The 14,657-nt window shown below is 40.9% G+C and carries 17 protein-coding genes; 10 read left to right on the forward strand and 7 right to left on the reverse strand.

Features of this window, described 5'->3' with window-relative positions; genetic code table 11:
- Nucleotides 1-132 precede the first annotated feature (132 nt).
- From BMW38_RS15380 to BMW38_RS15395, 4 genes are all read left to right on the forward strand, one after another.
- Nucleotides 133-1,581: a leucyl aminopeptidase gene (locus BMW38_RS15380; protein WP_092709637.1), complete on the forward strand. Its 1,449-nt coding sequence runs from the start codon at nt 133-135 to the stop codon at nt 1,579-1,581.
- Nucleotides 1,574-1,981 carry a DNA polymerase III subunit chi gene (locus BMW38_RS15385; RefSeq protein WP_004640645.1) on the forward strand — a complete coding sequence of 136 codons (408 nt, stop codon included), beginning with the start codon at nt 1,574-1,576 and terminating at the stop codon, nt 1,979-1,981. The genes BMW38_RS15380 and BMW38_RS15385 overlap by 8 nt, the downstream gene beginning before the upstream one ends.
- 37 nt (nt 1,982-2,018) lie before the next feature.
- Nucleotides 2,019-2,657 (forward strand): cell division protein BlhA, encoded by a 639-nt coding sequence (locus tag BMW38_RS15390; protein WP_092709640.1) that lies wholly within the window; start codon nt 2,019-2,021, stop codon nt 2,655-2,657.
- A gap of 131 nt (nt 2,658-2,788) precedes the next feature.
- Nucleotides 2,789-3,007 carry a hypothetical protein gene (locus tag BMW38_RS15395; RefSeq protein WP_092709643.1) on the forward strand — a complete coding sequence of 73 codons (219 nt, stop codon included), beginning with the start codon at nt 2,789-2,791 and terminating at the stop codon, nt 3,005-3,007.
- Nucleotides 3,008-3,068: 61 nt separating this feature from the next.
- Here the strand turns inward: BMW38_RS15395 and BMW38_RS15400 are convergent, their stop codons facing one another.
- The 6 genes from BMW38_RS15400 to glnK form a co-directional block, all read right to left on the reverse strand.
- Nucleotides 3,069-3,728, reverse strand: a complete 660-nt coding sequence (locus BMW38_RS15400; RefSeq protein WP_005037345.1) for a riboflavin synthase — start codon at nt 3,726-3,728, stop codon at nt 3,069-3,071.
- A 43-nt stretch (nt 3,729-3,771) separates the two neighbouring features.
- Entirely contained in the window at nt 3,772-5,064 is a 1,293-nt protein-coding gene (locus BMW38_RS15405; RefSeq protein ID WP_003654420.1) for a DNA adenine methylase, read from the reverse strand.
- A complete protein-coding gene (ribD, locus tag BMW38_RS15410; protein WP_092709646.1) occupies nt 5,061-6,146 on the reverse strand; it encodes a bifunctional diaminohydroxyphosphoribosylaminopyrimidine deaminase/5-amino-6-(5-phosphoribosylamino)uracil reductase RibD in 1,086 nt (361 codons plus the stop codon). Before ribD ends, BMW38_RS15405 begins: the two co-directional genes overlap by 4 nt.
- Nucleotides 6,147-6,161: 15 nt before the next feature.
- A complete protein-coding gene (gene nrdR / locus BMW38_RS15415) occupies nt 6,162-6,620 on the reverse strand; it encodes a transcriptional regulator NrdR (protein WP_003654416.1) in 459 nt (152 codons plus the stop codon).
- 161 nt (nt 6,621-6,781) lie between these two features.
- On the reverse strand, nt 6,782-8,176 hold the full coding sequence (locus BMW38_RS15420) for an ammonium transporter (RefSeq protein WP_092709649.1): 1,395 nt from the start codon (nt 8,174-8,176) through the stop codon (nt 6,782-6,784).
- Between the two features lie 56 nt (nt 8,177-8,232).
- Nucleotides 8,233-8,571 (reverse strand): P-II family nitrogen regulator, encoded by a 339-nt coding sequence (gene glnK, locus BMW38_RS15425; RefSeq protein ID WP_000780326.1) that lies wholly within the window; start codon nt 8,569-8,571, stop codon nt 8,233-8,235.
- A 278-nt stretch (nt 8,572-8,849) separates the two neighbouring features.
- Here glnK and BMW38_RS15430 point away from each other — a divergent pair, with 278 nt between their 5' ends.
- From BMW38_RS15430 to BMW38_RS15445, 4 genes are all read left to right on the forward strand, one after another.
- The gene (locus BMW38_RS15430; protein ID WP_003654412.1) at nt 8,850-9,077 is read left to right on the forward strand and encodes an accessory factor UbiK family protein; all 228 of its coding nucleotides are present in this window, start codon (nt 8,850-8,852) and stop codon (nt 9,075-9,077) included.
- A gap of 65 nt (nt 9,078-9,142) precedes the next feature.
- Nucleotides 9,143-10,627 carry a YifB family Mg chelatase-like AAA ATPase gene (locus tag BMW38_RS15435; RefSeq protein WP_092709653.1) on the forward strand — a complete coding sequence of 495 codons (1,485 nt, stop codon included), beginning with the start codon at nt 9,143-9,145 and terminating at the stop codon, nt 10,625-10,627.
- Nucleotides 10,628-10,733: 106 nt separating this feature from the next.
- The gene (locus tag BMW38_RS15440) at nt 10,734-11,279 is read left to right on the forward strand and encodes an NADPH-dependent FMN reductase (RefSeq protein ID WP_092709656.1); all 546 of its coding nucleotides are present in this window, start codon (nt 10,734-10,736) and stop codon (nt 11,277-11,279) included.
- The gene (locus tag BMW38_RS15445) at nt 11,276-11,383 is read left to right on the forward strand and encodes a magnesium chelatase subunit ChlI family protein (RefSeq protein ID WP_244524351.1); all 108 of its coding nucleotides are present in this window, start codon (nt 11,276-11,278) and stop codon (nt 11,381-11,383) included. The genes BMW38_RS15440 and BMW38_RS15445 overlap by 4 nt, the downstream gene beginning before the upstream one ends.
- Before the next feature lie 25 nt (nt 11,384-11,408).
- On the opposite strand, the gene BMW38_RS15450 is transcribed toward BMW38_RS15445, so the two are convergent.
- Nucleotides 11,409-12,842, reverse strand: coding sequence for a MocR-like pyridoxine biosynthesis transcription factor PdxR (locus tag BMW38_RS15450; protein ID WP_092709663.1), 1,434 nt, complete (start codon nt 12,840-12,842; stop codon nt 11,409-11,411).
- 111 nt (nt 12,843-12,953) lie between these two features.
- Between BMW38_RS15450 and BMW38_RS15455 the strand changes: the two genes are divergently transcribed.
- Both BMW38_RS15455 and BMW38_RS15460 read left to right on the forward strand, forming a co-directional pair.
- A complete protein-coding gene (locus BMW38_RS15455) occupies nt 12,954-13,730 on the forward strand; it encodes an aldolase (protein ID WP_092709666.1) in 777 nt (258 codons plus the stop codon).
- A 15-nt stretch (nt 13,731-13,745) separates the two neighbouring features.
- Nucleotides 13,746-14,624, forward strand: a complete 879-nt coding sequence (locus BMW38_RS15460) for a dihydrodipicolinate synthase family protein (RefSeq protein ID WP_092709669.1) — start codon at nt 13,746-13,748, stop codon at nt 14,622-14,624.
- The last annotated feature ends 33 nt before the right edge of the window (nt 14,625-14,657 follow it).

Below are 14,657 nucleotides of genomic sequence, written 5' to 3' on the forward strand. Positions count from 1 at the left end.
CAAAAGGCTAATCGGGACGACTGCTAGTTTACCCGAATGTTAAAAATATAAAACCGCACATTGCAACGCTATGCTTGAAAGTGTTTCAATGTTTTAATTCATCATAACTTTCTATAGGCAATCACGACAGCCATGAAATTTACAACTTATACAACTTTTCCCGAACAGACATCTAATGAATCTTTGTGGGTTTTAGTTGATTCAGAACAGCTACAAAGCAACGTCAACACATATCAAATCAATAACCTAGAAAGCGTTCTTAGTGCTACCCAATTTAAAGGCAACTTCAATGAAACTCTGCCTTTATTTGGTCAGATTTCAAATCAGCCTCACAGCCAATTACTTGGCTTAGGAAAAACAGCCGAACTTCAGACAGTTAAGCTCGCTAAACTTGCCCAAACGATTATCAAATCGACACAAAATAAATTTAAGCATATCGCCATTGATATTGCTGCGTTACCTGTCGAGCACCATTATTTATTTGCTTTAAGCTTAACTCAAGCAGCTTATGGTTATGATGAGTTTAAATCGAAAAAAAATGAATTTGTGTTACAACAGGTTGATTTAATTAGTTCAACGACTAGCCTAGATGAACAACAATTGGCTTTAGTACATGCTGTACAGTCTGGACAGTCTTATGCACGCGACCTTGGCAACCGCCCAGGTAATATTTGTTTCCCAGAATATTTGGCAGAACAGGCTCTAGCTTTAGCGGCAGAATTCCCTGACTTACTCAAAGTAACTGTTTTAAATGAGCAGCAAATGGCTGATTTAGGCATGTATGCTTTTCTTGCAGTGAGTAAAGGATCTGAACGTCCGGGCCGTATTGTAACTCTCGAATATCAAGCACAGATTGATCAAGCTCCAGTTGTTCTCGTTGGTAAAGGCGTAACTTTTGATACAGGTGGTATTTCTTTAAAACCAGGCCTTGGCATGGATGAAATGAAATTCGATATGTGCGGTGCAGCTTCTGTACTGGGTACCATTCGTGCATTATGCGAAGCAAAACTTCCTATTCATGTAGTTGGTGCAATTGCAGCAGCAGAAAATATGCCTTCTGGCAAAGCAACTCGTCCAGGTGACATTGTGACCACCATGAGCGGTCAAACTGTTGAAATTCTAAATACAGATGCTGAAGGCCGTTTGGTGCTGTGTGACACATTGACCTATATCAAACGCTTCAATCCTGCAGTAGTGGTGGATATTGCGACCTTAACAGGTGCGTGTGTAGTCGCTTTAGGTAAAGTACTCAGCGGTTTGTTCTCACCAGATGATGCTTTAGCAGCCGAGCTCCAACAAGCTGGCGAGCAATCATTTGACCGTGTATGGCGTATGCCCGTAATTGATGATTATCAAGAGTTGCTTGATTCACCATTTGCAGATATTGCGAACATCGGTGGTCCATACGGCGGCGCGATTACGGCTGCATGTTTCCTTGAACGCTTTACACGTGAGTATCGTTGGGCTCATTTAGATGTAGCAGGAACAGCATGGTTATCTGGTCCAGCTAAAGGTGCAACAGGTCGCCCAGTACCATTACTCATGCAATTTTTAGCGAATCGTGTAAATACGAATGGCTAAAGTTAGTTTTTATCTGTTTGAAACCAGTGAAGAACGGCAAGTCGATAGTGCTTGCCGTTTATGTCGAAAAATTTTACAGAAGCATCCTAAAATCTGGTGGTATTGTCCAGATGTACAACTACAACAGATGCTTGATGAAAGATTATGGGATTTCGATCCTGTCAGTTTCATTGCGCATGGTGTTGACCAGACTGATGCTGCTGTATGTATTTCGGCTAAACAACCGCTTGAACAAGGCTTGTTAGTATTTAATTTTAACAATCATGCACTTGATCAAGTTGATCATTTTAGCCACATTATAGAAATTGTTGAAAATAATGAAACAGCCAAGCAAATTGGTCGAGAAAAATTTAAAATGTATCGCCGTTTGGGTATAGAACCGCGGACCTTTAAATTATAACGCGCTAAAATGTAAATACTGTTGATCAAGGAGAACCATGGTGGCATTAAATGTCGGGCAAGATTTTAAAAAAAGATGGTTAAATGCGCCTGAAGCTGTCCGTCATACCTATCAACAGGATCTGGCACGTATTTGCGATCTACTCGAACCCCAAACCCCTATTCAGCTTTGGGTTTTAAATGACGAAAAAGCGCAGTTAGAATCACAGCAAAAAATTGAACAAGCCTACGCAGACCTCAAAGCAGAGCTCATTGAGCAAGCACGTATTCGTCGTCAACTTGCTTTAGAAAAAGCACTTGCTGACAAACGTGCATCAGAAGCTGCTTATTCTGCGGAGTTGCAAGCAGACGAAATTCGTAAGTTTAATGAACAGACTGAAACATTACACATATTACGTAGTCATTTAGAACAAGAGGTTGCGGAGCAAACCGCGCGTTATCAGAAAAATCCTGAAACACCGGCAGTCAATTACTCTGCTGGCGTAAAACTTAGCATTACCGATGATCAAATCTTATCTGAGCTTGAAAGTTTACGCATTCGTTTAGAACTTGAAGCTGAGAGCTTAATTGAACAGTCTGTAACGGCTTTCCGAGCCAAGCTAAATTCGGCAGCTCAAGAAGAAATTGAATACATTTTAAAGAATTCTAAGTTTTCTGATGAAAAAATAGAAAAGTAAATCTTTAAATATTTCTTTTGTCATAAAAGTGACACGTATATGTCACAGAATAGACATATAGATTATTCTTATAGATCAATTAATTATAAGAATGAAAAGTAGCTATTCAAGATAATTAATGAGGATAAGAGATGGACATTCTGCATCAGATTTCAAAGCAAGTTGAACAGCTAAATCAGGGTGAGCAATGGACGTTTTCAGCACAAGAATTTTATATGAGTCATAACGACTTTAACTCTTTATCTATCTTACTTACACGTGAGTCTGAAACCCGTGATTTTACAATTACTCGCACTCAGCATAATAAGCCATGGGTTGGCACACACTTGGTTACTCTAACCAAGCATTAAGTTTTCAAAATAAAAAAACCGGAACATGTGTCCGGTTTTTTTATTTTAATGATCTAGCTTTTTATTTTAAAAAGCCATTCTCAGCTAAAAAAGCCATACTAATATTGGACTCTGTTTTTTGTTCAGCAGCTTTGTCACCTAGCAATAAACGCTCGATATAACGCGCTAAAACATCGACCTCAAGGTTGACCTTGCTGCCTACTTGCCACGTTCCAATGTTAGTACGTTCTGCTGTGTGCGGAATTAAGTTCAAGCTTAAAATATTTCCACGTAAGTGGTTAATCGTTAAACTAATCCCATCTACCGTCACAGAACCTTTTTCCGCTAAATATTTAGCAAGTTCTGCGGGTGCCGTCACTTCATAATAGATTGAGCGAGCATCTTCACGTACTACGGTAATTTCGCCCACGCCATCAACGTGACCACTTACAATGTGTCCACCAAAGCGTGTTGTCGGTAACATTGCTTTTTCAACATTGACACGTTGCCCAACTTTCCAGTGGCCCAAAGTCGTTCGGTTCAAGCTTTCACGAGAAACATCAGCTGCATACCAATTATCGCCCCATTCAATCACGGTGAGACAAATACCATTGGTCGCAATTGAGTCACCCAAATGTACATCTGACATATCCAGATCAGTCTGAATACGTAAACGCACATCACCACCTACGCTTTGCAGGCTTTCTACTTTACCTAAACTTTCAATAATGCCTGTAAACATGGCTCAATCTCCAAATCTTTTTACACTGCTTAAATTGCAGCGCTTACCAAAGTGCGAGCTGTGTACTATTACCTGAAGTATCTACACCACCTAGCTCGGCGAAGTGGTAAAGCTGGCCTAATAACTGACGTAATGGTGGTCCTGACTTGGCATGAGTATCAGTAATCACAATAAACTCAAGCACGCGTGCACGTTCAGACTGTCTTTGTTTACTCACTCGATAGCGTGGAACATCTTGTGTTAGCAAGGTCACTTTGCCCCGCTCCAGATTAGCCATAAGCAAATCTTTCGGCTCGATATTACCATCAGTTGAATAACTGGTCAGAATATAGCGGGCATTGATGGTTGAAAGTAGTTTTTCATACGCATCTTTCGCATATTTAGAAGAGTTATATGGGCTTGGACGCTCTTTACGCCAAGCTCTATCAATTCCGCTCTTATAACCTTTAGTATCTGGTGAAGGTAAATCGACCTGATCCCATAAAGTTAATGCATTCAAAACATGGTAATTACTACTATATGCATGCTGGTTATACGGTGGATCAAGATAGGCAACATCTACTTCAAAACCACTCATTTGATTTGCTAGATGCTGTGAATCTACACACCACATTTCAGCAGCAGGACGTTTACGGTCACCAATCTCGCAAAAACGGCTTGGTGTTAACCAAAGTAATGATTCAATTCGCTCTAATGCAGTTTGTGTACGTCCGCCCCACCCTTGGTGGAAGCTTTTAAATACGCCACTGGTGTTACTGACAAAACTTGCTGAATAGAGCAATGGTGCGAGCAAAGCACTCATCTCTACATCATTAATTGCACCTTGAGATTGCCATGTTGCAATCTGCTGGCGAATCGCATCAATACGCATACCATTACGGCGTTTAAAGAACAAACGGTCACGAGCTGGATCATAAATATCATCATTACGTGGGCAAAGATTATGCGTTACCCAACCTTTAACTTCAGGTAACCGATTCAAATAATCGATTGCCTTCTGATACCCGCCTAGCTCTTTAAAAGCAGGTGCATCAATACAAGCTAAAATCGCATGATTTAACGCATGGCTATAAGGTTCCCAGTCATTCGCAATCACTCGGTAACCATTTTGACGCGCCAAACGAGATACTACACCACTGCCGGCAAAGAAATCGGCAAAAATCGGAGGATTCTTTTTCTTGCTATTCAGCGTCCCTGTAATTTCAAGGGCTTCTAAAATTAGATGGAGCAATCGGCGCTTATTACCCAAGTAAGGAACAAGCTGATGGAAAAGATATTCGTCTGTCGTACGGGCTGCATGACGACGTTTGTGATAAACCGAAGGCTCTGGATTCATACTTTCTCTTGCGTAGGGATTAACCTTAAGCGTATATCTTGATCAAGCTGTGTCACATCAAGAAGTGTAAAACGAAGTTGTTGTGCCATATATTCAAACTCTGCATTGAACATGGCTCTTGCACTTTTCCCCAATAATGTCGGGGCAATATAACTGATCAACTCATCTACCAAACCTTCTTGTAAAAAGGCAGTAGATAATGTTGCACCGGCCTCTACCAATACATCATAAATTTGATATTGCTTAGATAGGGTCTGTAACAGCACTTTTAAAGGCTGAATTTCTAATTGTATCACGCCTAAATCAGCAAGTTCTTGACGATATGGCCCTATCACCATCACAGTTTCAGGGTTTTCTAAAATTTTAGCAGCAAGCGGCAAACGACCTTGGCGGTCTAAAATAATCCGTTTTGGCTGTGCAATTGTCTCAATATCAACACTGCCCAGAGTTCGTACATTAAGCTGACAGTCATCTGCAATCACAGTATCAATCCCTGTAATCACTGCTCCTGAAATGGCACGCCAATGCTGTACATCCTGACGTGCAACTGCACCGGTAATCCATTTCGATTCACCCGATGCCATTGCAGTACGGCCATCTAGGCTCGAAGCTACTTTTAAGCGTACATAGGGCATGCCCGTAGACATCGCCTTTAAGAAACCTTGGTTTAATTTTTCTGCCAAATCTTCACAAATGCCAACTTCTACTTCAATTCCGGCATTTTTCAAAATCTGAACACCCTTACCCGCAACAAGTGGGTTTGGATCAGGACATGCCACAACTACCTTTTTAACCTGTGCCTTAACCAATGCTTCGGCACAAGGAGGAGTTCTCCCATAATGTGCACATGGCTCAAGCGTCACATACGCTGTTGCACCTTGAGCCTGCTTAGCTGCCTGACGTAAGGCAAAAACCTCTGCGTGTGGTTGACCTGCCCTAGGATGAAAGCCCTCACCGATTAACTGATCATCTTTGACAATGACACAACCAACATTTGGATTAGGCTTAGTCGAATATAGACCTCGTTTGGCAAGTTCAATAGCTTGCTGCATCCAATATTGATCTTTTTTCAACTCAGACATAAAAATCTCAAATAATTATTGTTCACGTTGCTGCATTTGCTCAATTTGACGGCGAAAAGCTTCAACATCCTGAAAATCTTGATAAACAGAAGCAAATCGAACATAAGCGACATGGTCGAGTGCAAATAGAGATTGCATGACGACTTCGCCAATTGTTCTAGACTTCACGTCACGCTCACCTAAACGGCGAATCTGCAATTGAATATCACTTAAAACAGTTTCTATCTGTTCTTGGGTGACCGGACGTTTTTGCAATGCATGCATTAACGAACGGCGTAGCTTGGCCTCATCGAAAGGTTCATTCTTTCCATTCGATTTGATCACACGGGGCATCACCACTTCATAGCTTTCAAAAGTGGTAAAACGTTCACCGCAACTTACACACTCACGACGTCGACGAATCTGACAGCCTTCGGCGGCTAAACGTGAATCGATGACTTTACTATCTGCGGCGTTGCAAAATGGACAATGCATAGCGGATTTATAGGGTCGATTACTTTGAGCTAGTGTAGCAAAATTTCTACACTTACAGAACCAGCATTCTATGAGACAAAAAAACAGTCCTGAGCAAGATCAAAGCATCGCTTTGATCACAGCGCAGGACTGTTCTTTTAAGACAGCAGATATATTACGAATTATTCAATACGTTCGCCATGTTGGCTTAAATCCAGACCCATGCGTTCATCATCAGCGTTAACACGGATACCAATCACAAGATCAATCACTTTAAGAATTACAAAAGTCGCTACACCACTGTAAATCATGGTTGCCAATACACCTTCAACTTGTACCCATAATTGACCAGCGAAGGTTGGAGCTAAGGTAACGTTGGCTGCTTTAATAATTTCATCACTGTAAAATACGCCAGTTAAAATCGCACCGACAATACCACCTACAGCATGTAAACCAAACGCATCCAAAGCATCATCGGCTTTAAGTAAGCGTTTAAGTGCGGTAATACCCCAGAAGCACACTACGCCACCGATAAGGCCCATGACTAAAGCACCGCCTACACCGACGAAACCTGCTGCTGGCGTAATCACAACCAAACCAGCGACAGCACCAGAAGCACCACCTAATACAGACGCTTTACCGCGGATCATACGTTCAACTACTAACCAAGAGAACGCAGCAGCAGCGGCAGCAACTTGAGTCACTAAAATTGCCATGCTTGCACGAGCACCAGCACCTAGAGCACTACCGCCGTTAAAGCCGAACCAACCTACCCAAAGTAAGCTTGCACCCACTACAGTTAAAGTCAGGTTATGCGGAGCCATAGATTCACGGCCAAGGCCAATACGTTTTCCAAGCATGTAAGCCGCAACTAGACCTGCAACACCTGAGTTGATATGTACAACTGTACCACCAGCAAAATCTAATGCGCCTGCTTTAAATAACCAACCATCTGCCGCCCAAACCCAGTGAGTAATTGGTGCATAGACTACGAGTACCCAAACTGCAATAAAAACCATGAAAGCTGAATACTTCATGCGGTCTGCAATAGAACCACTTAGAATTGCAACTGTAATAATGGCAAAGGTCATTTGGAAAATAACAAAGAGACTTTCAGGAATTGTCCCACTCAATGCATCAAACGCGACTCCGTTTAGCATTGCTTTAGACAAATCACCAAAAAATGCACCTGTGCCAGAGAACGCGATTGAATACCCAGCAATCACCCACACTAAACTGACTAAAATTGCAGCGGACAGGCTGAACATCATCGTACTGAGTACATTTTTTTTACGTACCATACCGCCGTAGAATAATGCCAACCCCGGAATGGTCATTAATAGAACCAATGCGGTTGAAACTAAAATCCAAGAGGTATCACCCGTATCAAGAGTAGGTGTTGGTGCTGGAGCTGCCGGAGTTTCAGCAACTGGTGCTTCTGCAGTGGTTGCAGTAGCTTGAGATGTTGATGTAGCCGCAACTTCCGATGTAGGCGTTGTTACAGCATCTTCTGCCCAAACGGCAGTACCACCCAAAAGAGCGCCTGATAGACTCAGCGCCATAAGCATTTTTTTCATTCGTGTCCCCCAACCTCATTTGCGAGTTATTTTCTACTCAGCAAGCTTTGTGCCAATTAGACAGCATCTGGTCCAGTTTCACCCGTACGGATACGGATTACTTGTTCCAGGTTAGTCACAAAAATCTTACCATCGCCAATTTTTCCTGTGCTTGCTACACGTGTAATTGATTCAATTACCGCGTCGACCATTTCATCACTAATCGCAATTTCGATTTTTACTTTAGGTAAGAAATCAACCACATACTCCGCGCCACGGTAGAGTTCTGTATGTCCTTTTTGACGACCAAAACCTTTAACTTCAGTTACGGTAATCCCTTGTACACCAATGTCAGAGAGCGCTTCACGCACATCATCCAATTTAAACGGTTTTACAATTGCAGTTACAAGCTTCATGTTTGTTTCCTTCGGCTTCTTTTCACCAGTAAGGTTTTATGTTCAATTTTCATGCCAATATTTCAAAGGTTGAGGGAAATGAATCTATTGCATGAACTTTCTTTATAACCTATTTAGTGATCAAGATGTAGATGAGCTATTAAAAATAAAATGAATTTTCAGTATGTTTACATGCTGATTTAATGTTCTATTTGTACTAAAAGAATTGAAACCTATATCCCACCTTCAAGCAGTGGTAAACTGTAAACCATAAGGTAATACAACACTTTGGATATTTCATGCTAGAAACTTTATTACAGGCCATTCTGGAACAAATTGATGAGCCTAAAAAAGATTTGGAAAAAAATTTACGTGCATTATTAAATGAAGCAGTCGAAAAGTTAGATCTTGTTTCCAGACAAGAAATTGACCGCCAAAAGACCGCCCTTCAATCGGCTAACCAACGTTTAGCAGAGCTACAAAAACAAGTGGAACTATTAGAAGAAACTTTAAAGAATAAAAAATAAGCACCAATGTAGCGCACTTATACTTTACAACGATTAAAAATGAAGCACCATAATGGAACAACAAGATGTCTTTTTCTAAAATTTATACACGGGGACTTTTGGGTTTACATGCACCTCTCATTGAAGTAGAGGTACATGTGAGTCAAGGCTTACCTTCTCTTACCATTGTAGGCCTAGCCGAAGCGGCAGTAAGAGAAAGTAAAGACCGAGTTCGCTCGGCGATTATTAACAGTGGATTTCAATTTCCGACTAAACGACTGACCATTAATCTTGCACCAGCAGATTTGCCCAAAGATGGTTCACGTCTTGATTTACCAATTGCTTTAGGTATTTTAATTGCCTCTGGTCAGCTTCCAGAAAACTGTGCCGAAGATTTTGAATTTATTGGAGAGTTAGCACTTGATGGTCATGTAAGGCCAGTGTCAGGTACTTTAACTTTGGCAATGGCGTGTCAACAAGCCAAGCATAAAATGCTTTTACCACTTGATAATAGTCAGGATATTAGCCACTTACCTGATTTTAAATGTTATCCAGTGAGCCACTTAAAAGAAGTCTGTGAACATTTTTTGGGCACAAAGTCTCTATCTTCGGCTGAGCCTACAACCACTTCAAACCAAATGCCTTATAAATTTGACCTTGCAGATGTAAAAGGTCAGCTACGCCCACGCCGTGCACTCGAAATTGCTGCTGCTGGGGGGCACTCCTTACTTTTTAAAGGACCACCTGGCACAGGTAAAACTTTACTCGCCTCAAGGCTTCCTTCAATTTTACCGCCTCTGACTAATCAAGAAACGTTTGAAGTTGCTAGCATTTATTCTATTTCAAATACATCACATACTTTTGGTCAGCGACCATTTCGAGCGCCCCATCATACAGCATCAGCGATTGCACTCGTTGGGGGCGGTTCTCACCCTAAACCTGGTGAAATTACATTATCGCATTTAGGAGTACTTTTTTTAGATGAGCTCCCCGAGTTTGATAGAAAAGTATTAGAAGTCTTACGCCAGCCGCTTGAGTCAAAAGAAATCATTATTTCACGAGCAGCTCGGCAAATTACTTATCCAGCTAACTTCCAATTGATTGCGGCGATGAACCCATGTCCATGCGGCTATGCATTTAATCAAGATAGTCGTTGTCAGTGTTCACCTGAGAGTATTAAGCGCTATCAAAACCGTATATCCGGACCTTTACTTGACCGTATCGATTTACATATTGATGTACCACCGTTAAAGGCCAAAGAGCTACAAGATCCAACGCCGGTTGAAGATTCGAGTAGTGTTCGACAACGCGTAATTTCAGCTTATGAACAACAAATGCAAAGACAAAATTGTTTAAATCAAGCGCTTTCACCGAAGCAACTTGAGCAATATGCAGTACTTGATAGTACTTCCCAGCGAATGATTGAAATGGCTCAGCAACGTTTAAATTTATCGGCTCGTGCTTATCATCGTGTTTTACGAGTAGCACGGACCATTGCTGATTTAGCTCAAAGTGAAGTGATTCAAAGCTCTCACCTTACAGAAGCATTATCCTATCGAGGAAATAGTTAACAAATCAGTTAAACAGCGGATCGTGAGTCCGCTTTTTTTTAATATTTATATGAGTTGTTAATTAAAGAATTTATTACTGCCTATATAAAAAGGCAAAGAGGACGCTATGAAAATTTTGGCTATATCCGGCAGTGCAAGAGAGGCATCTACAAATACAGCGCTATTACGAGCAATGAAAGATATAGCACCGTCCAGTATTGAATTTTCAGTTTTCTATCAAATTAATACTTTGCCTATCTTTTCTCCGGATGATGAGGGAGAAAAAACGCCTGCTGTAGTTGAAGAATTTATCAAATCTGTTTCTGCCTCAGATGGTATTATCATCTCAAGTCCTGAATATATCCGTTGTATTCCAGGCGGTCTCAAGAATGCAATTGACTGGATGGTTTCACGCACTGAAATCATAGATAAACCTATTGTTCTAGTTCATGCATCTAGTCGCGGCGACGATATGCTGGTTTCTTTAAGAAGAGTACTTTCGACAGTGAGTAGCAATTTTTTTGAAGATTTATTTTTACGCTTCTCTCTTCTTAGCAAATCCCCTGAACAAATTGTTGAGATGCTACAAACTGAACAATATAAGTCACAAATTACACCATTCCTGCTTAGCTTTGTCTCAGAGATTCAAAAGTATCAAGATCAATTGGAGTGAAATTATCACCGTGTTTACGAGTAGCACGGACCATTGTCGATTTGGCTCAAAGTGATGTAATTCAAAGCTCTCATCTTACAACAGCGCTATCTTATCAGAGATAATCAGCACTAAGATTAGAACAAAGGATTATGAGTCCGCTGTTCTTTTATTAAGAACCTCATTTAACTTCTCGATTAAAGAAGTAATTTCTTGCTCGGATAAAGCTGCAAAGCCAAAGCGAATACAACGATTAGAAGAATCATCCTGTCTAAACTTATGCTCTGTATCCATGTTGAGTTCATCTAATTTTAAGGCTTGCCCTTTAGTAAAAGATTTCTGGAATTTCACCCATAAAGCCATTCCACCTGCTGGAGGTTGAATCTGGACATCACCTGAAAAAACTCTGCTAAATTCAGTTAAGGCATGGTCACGGCGTAACTGATATATTTTTTTCATTTTACGAATATGTCGTTTGATTTCACCGCGCTGCATTAAATCTGCTAAAGCAAGTTCCGTAATGTTATTACCTTGTCGATCGATCAATAAAATATCTTCGGTAATGGATTGAATGACTGATGCAGATGCCACGATGTATCCCAAACGAATACCGGGTGCAAAAACCTTAGATAATGAGCCAACATGAATGACCAGCTCAGAATGAGGCAAACTCGCTAAGGGTGGCATAGGCCGACTGTCATAGTGGAATTCATGATCATAATCATCTTCAATAATATAAAAACCCCATTTTTTTGAAAGTTCTAAGAGCTGAAGACGGCGACTCATTGGCATCGTGACAGTTGTGGGATATTGATGATGTGGGGTTGTATAAATTGCGGCAACCGAATGTTCTTGTAAAATCCATTCCAGATCTTCAATGACAATACCTTGTTCATCTAATTTGACAGAAACGACCTGAAACCCATTTGACTGAAACGCTTTAAAAGCAGAGGGATAATACAGCTCTTCAACTACAATCACTCCCTGTCGATTTGGCAATGCACGGGATGCAAGAAAAATTCCCATCTGGCTGCCACGTACAATACAAATCTCATCTTCGGCAACACTCATAAAACGTTCCATCGACAACATTTTTTGTAAGGCTTGTCTTAATTCAATCATACCTTGGGGGTTTCCATAACCCATGTACTGGTTTTGGGTAATTTTAATCAATGCATGCCGATAGGCTCTTGAAAATAACTCATACGGAATAAGCCTTGGGTCAGGCACGCCATCGTTGTGTGGATATAAAGTAACTTCTTGAATAGTTGGCCTATCATTAACTTTCCGCTCATTTACAGACTCTATTTTGAGCTGCTTTTCCGGCAAAATATCTGCCACAAATGTGCCTTTTCGAGGACGAGTCACAAGCCAGCCTTGAGCCTCTAATTCTTCATATACCGCTTGTACGGTTTTTCTATTAATTCCCAATTCTTTTGTCAAGCTACGAGACCCAGGCAACATAGTCCCTTGCACCAAGCGACCACTTAAAATCTCCTGACTAATCAAGTTGGTCAGTTTTAAAAAAACTGTTTTTTCTTCTCTTTCATCGATACGAAAATGTATTTGCCAAGGTCTTAGCATACCTGCCCCATCTGGACCATATAACTTATAAAAACTGGATGTATTGATTCATCCAGTTGTTTTCTATTCTGCCTTCACCTACTTAATTTGGTCAACTGGACTGGAGAAGAGATGAAGACTGCTTCTGTAAACAAACAAGATCTGATGCAACATGCACAGCAAGACATGCAAAAGTGGATTAGCGATTCAGATTTAACTGACCGCCAAAAGCTTGCACTCACTTGTCGTATTTTATTTGATCATGGCCATGATGCTGGTTTAGCGGGCCAAATTACATGTCGTAGTGAAAATAAAGATTCCTTTATTACTCAACGTTTTGGTTTAGGCTTTGATGAAATTACTGCCTCAAACTTGCTTGAGGTTAATCAAGATTTAGAACCAATCAATCGAGAAGGAATGGCAAACCCAGCCAATCGTTTTCATACGTGGATTTATAAAGAACACCCAGAGGTGAACTGCATTATCCACACGCATCCTACCCATGTAGCAGCACTATCCATGCTTCAGATTCCGCTCATGATTTCTCAAATGGATGTCTGTGCACTCTACGAAGATTGCTCATTTGTAGGCCATTGGCCGGGTGTTCCTGTAGGTAATGAAGAAGGTATTTTGATTTCTTCTGCTTTGGGTAAAAACCGTGCTGTTTTGTTGTCTCATCATGGTCAACTGGTCACAGGAAAAACCATTGAAGAAGCCTGCAACTTGGCTCTTTTAATTGAACGTGCAGCTCAATTGCAACTGCTAGCGATGTCTGCTGGACAAATTCAGCCTATCCCCCACGATTTGGCCACAGAAGCTCATGACTGGGTATCTACCGACAAACGTAACAAAGTGAACTTTGCTTATTACGCACGTAAAGCTTTGAAAAAACATTCCGACTGCATTTAAAAAGAGACTTCTAACATGAAACTAAACGGTATTATTGGCTACCCTGTCACTCCATTTTCTGATGACAACACCATTAACATTGCTGTTTTAAAGCAGATGCTCGATTTACTTATCGAAAATGGCTGTGACGCGATTGCACCTTTAGGCAGTACAGGTGAAAGCGCTTATCTTGAATGGGATGAATGGTGCTTAGTTGCTAAAACTTCAATTGAAAGCATTAATAAACGCTTACCTGTCATTATTGGGATTTCAGAACTCACGACGGATCAAGCCATCAAAAAGGCCCAAATCGCGCAAAGCTATGGTGCAGATGCACTGATGATCATTCCTGTATCGTACTGGAAACTAACAGATCCAGAGATTTTTGAATATTATCAAGCGATTGCTCAAACGACGACTCTACCAATTATGGTGTATAACAACCCTGCAACCAGTGGTGTTGATATGTCTCCAGAGTTAATCGTGCGTATGTTTAATCAGATTCCAAACATTACGATGGTAAAAGAAAGTAGCGGTGATATTCAGCGTATGCATCAAATTTATGAGCTATCAAAAGGAGAACTCCCGTTTTATAACGGCTGTAATCCTCTAGCTTTAGAAGCCTTATGTGCAGGAGCTAGTGGTTGGTGTACAGCAGCGCCTAATCTATTAGGTCAACAACCTCAACAGCTCATTGAATATGTAAAAAATGGTGAATTAGAACAAGCCCAGAAGTCATTTTATCAGCAACTCCCCCTACTACGCTTTATTGTAAGCGGTGGTTTACCTAAAACGATTAAAGCAGGTTTGCAGCTAAAAGGTATTTCTGCGGGTACGCCACGTAAACCTCTGATCAAAGCAAATGATGTTGAGCTTAGTCACTTAAAACAGTTACTTGCTCAAATAGAGGACTAATAAAAAAGCGGGCAATAAACCCGCTTTTTTACC

It is taken from the genome of Acinetobacter sp. yr461, assembly GCF_900110445.1.
Classification (GTDB): domain Bacteria; phylum Pseudomonadota; class Gammaproteobacteria; order Pseudomonadales; family Moraxellaceae; genus Acinetobacter; species Acinetobacter calcoaceticus.

Excerpts from the sequence above, each read along its gene's own strand:
- BMW38_RS15380 (WP_092709637.1), top strand. The coding sequence starts at position 133 with ATGAAATTTACAACTTATACAACTTTTCCCGAACAGACATCTAATGAA.
- BMW38_RS15385 (WP_004640645.1), top strand. The coding sequence starts at position 1,574 with ATGGCTAAAGTTAGTTTTTATCTGTTTGAAACCAGTGAAGAACGGCAA.
- BMW38_RS15390 (WP_092709640.1), top strand. The coding sequence starts at position 2,019 with ATGGTGGCATTAAATGTCGGGCAAGATTTTAAAAAAAGATGGTTAAAT.
- BMW38_RS15395 (WP_092709643.1), top strand. The coding sequence starts at position 2,789 with ATGGACATTCTGCATCAGATTTCAAAGCAAGTTGAACAGCTAAATCAG.
- BMW38_RS15400 (WP_005037345.1), bottom strand. The coding sequence starts at position 3,728 with ATGTTTACAGGCATTATTGAAAGTTTAGGTAAAGTAGAAAGCCTGCAA.
- BMW38_RS15405 (WP_003654420.1), bottom strand. The coding sequence starts at position 5,064 with ATGAATCCAGAGCCTTCGGTTTATCACAAACGTCGTCATGCAGCCCGT.
- ribD (WP_092709646.1), bottom strand. The coding sequence starts at position 6,146 with ATGTCTGAGTTGAAAAAAGATCAATATTGGATGCAGCAAGCTATTGAA.
- nrdR (WP_003654416.1), bottom strand. The coding sequence starts at position 6,620 with ATGCATTGTCCATTTTGCAACGCCGCAGATAGTAAAGTCATCGATTCA.
- BMW38_RS15420 (WP_092709649.1), bottom strand. The coding sequence starts at position 8,176 with ATGAAAAAAATGCTTATGGCGCTGAGTCTATCAGGCGCTCTTTTGGGT.
- glnK (WP_000780326.1), bottom strand. The coding sequence starts at position 8,571 with ATGAAGCTTGTAACTGCAATTGTAAAACCGTTTAAATTGGATGATGTG.
- BMW38_RS15430 (WP_003654412.1), top strand. The coding sequence starts at position 8,850 with ATGCTAGAAACTTTATTACAGGCCATTCTGGAACAAATTGATGAGCCT.
- BMW38_RS15435 (WP_092709653.1), top strand. The coding sequence starts at position 9,143 with ATGTCTTTTTCTAAAATTTATACACGGGGACTTTTGGGTTTACATGCA.
- BMW38_RS15440 (WP_092709656.1), top strand. The coding sequence starts at position 10,734 with ATGAAAATTTTGGCTATATCCGGCAGTGCAAGAGAGGCATCTACAAAT.
- BMW38_RS15450 (WP_092709663.1), bottom strand. The coding sequence starts at position 12,842 with ATGCTAAGACCTTGGCAAATACATTTTCGTATCGATGAAAGAGAAGAA.
- BMW38_RS15455 (WP_092709666.1), top strand. The coding sequence starts at position 12,954 with ATGAAGACTGCTTCTGTAAACAAACAAGATCTGATGCAACATGCACAG.
- BMW38_RS15460 (WP_092709669.1), top strand. The coding sequence starts at position 13,746 with ATGAAACTAAACGGTATTATTGGCTACCCTGTCACTCCATTTTCTGAT.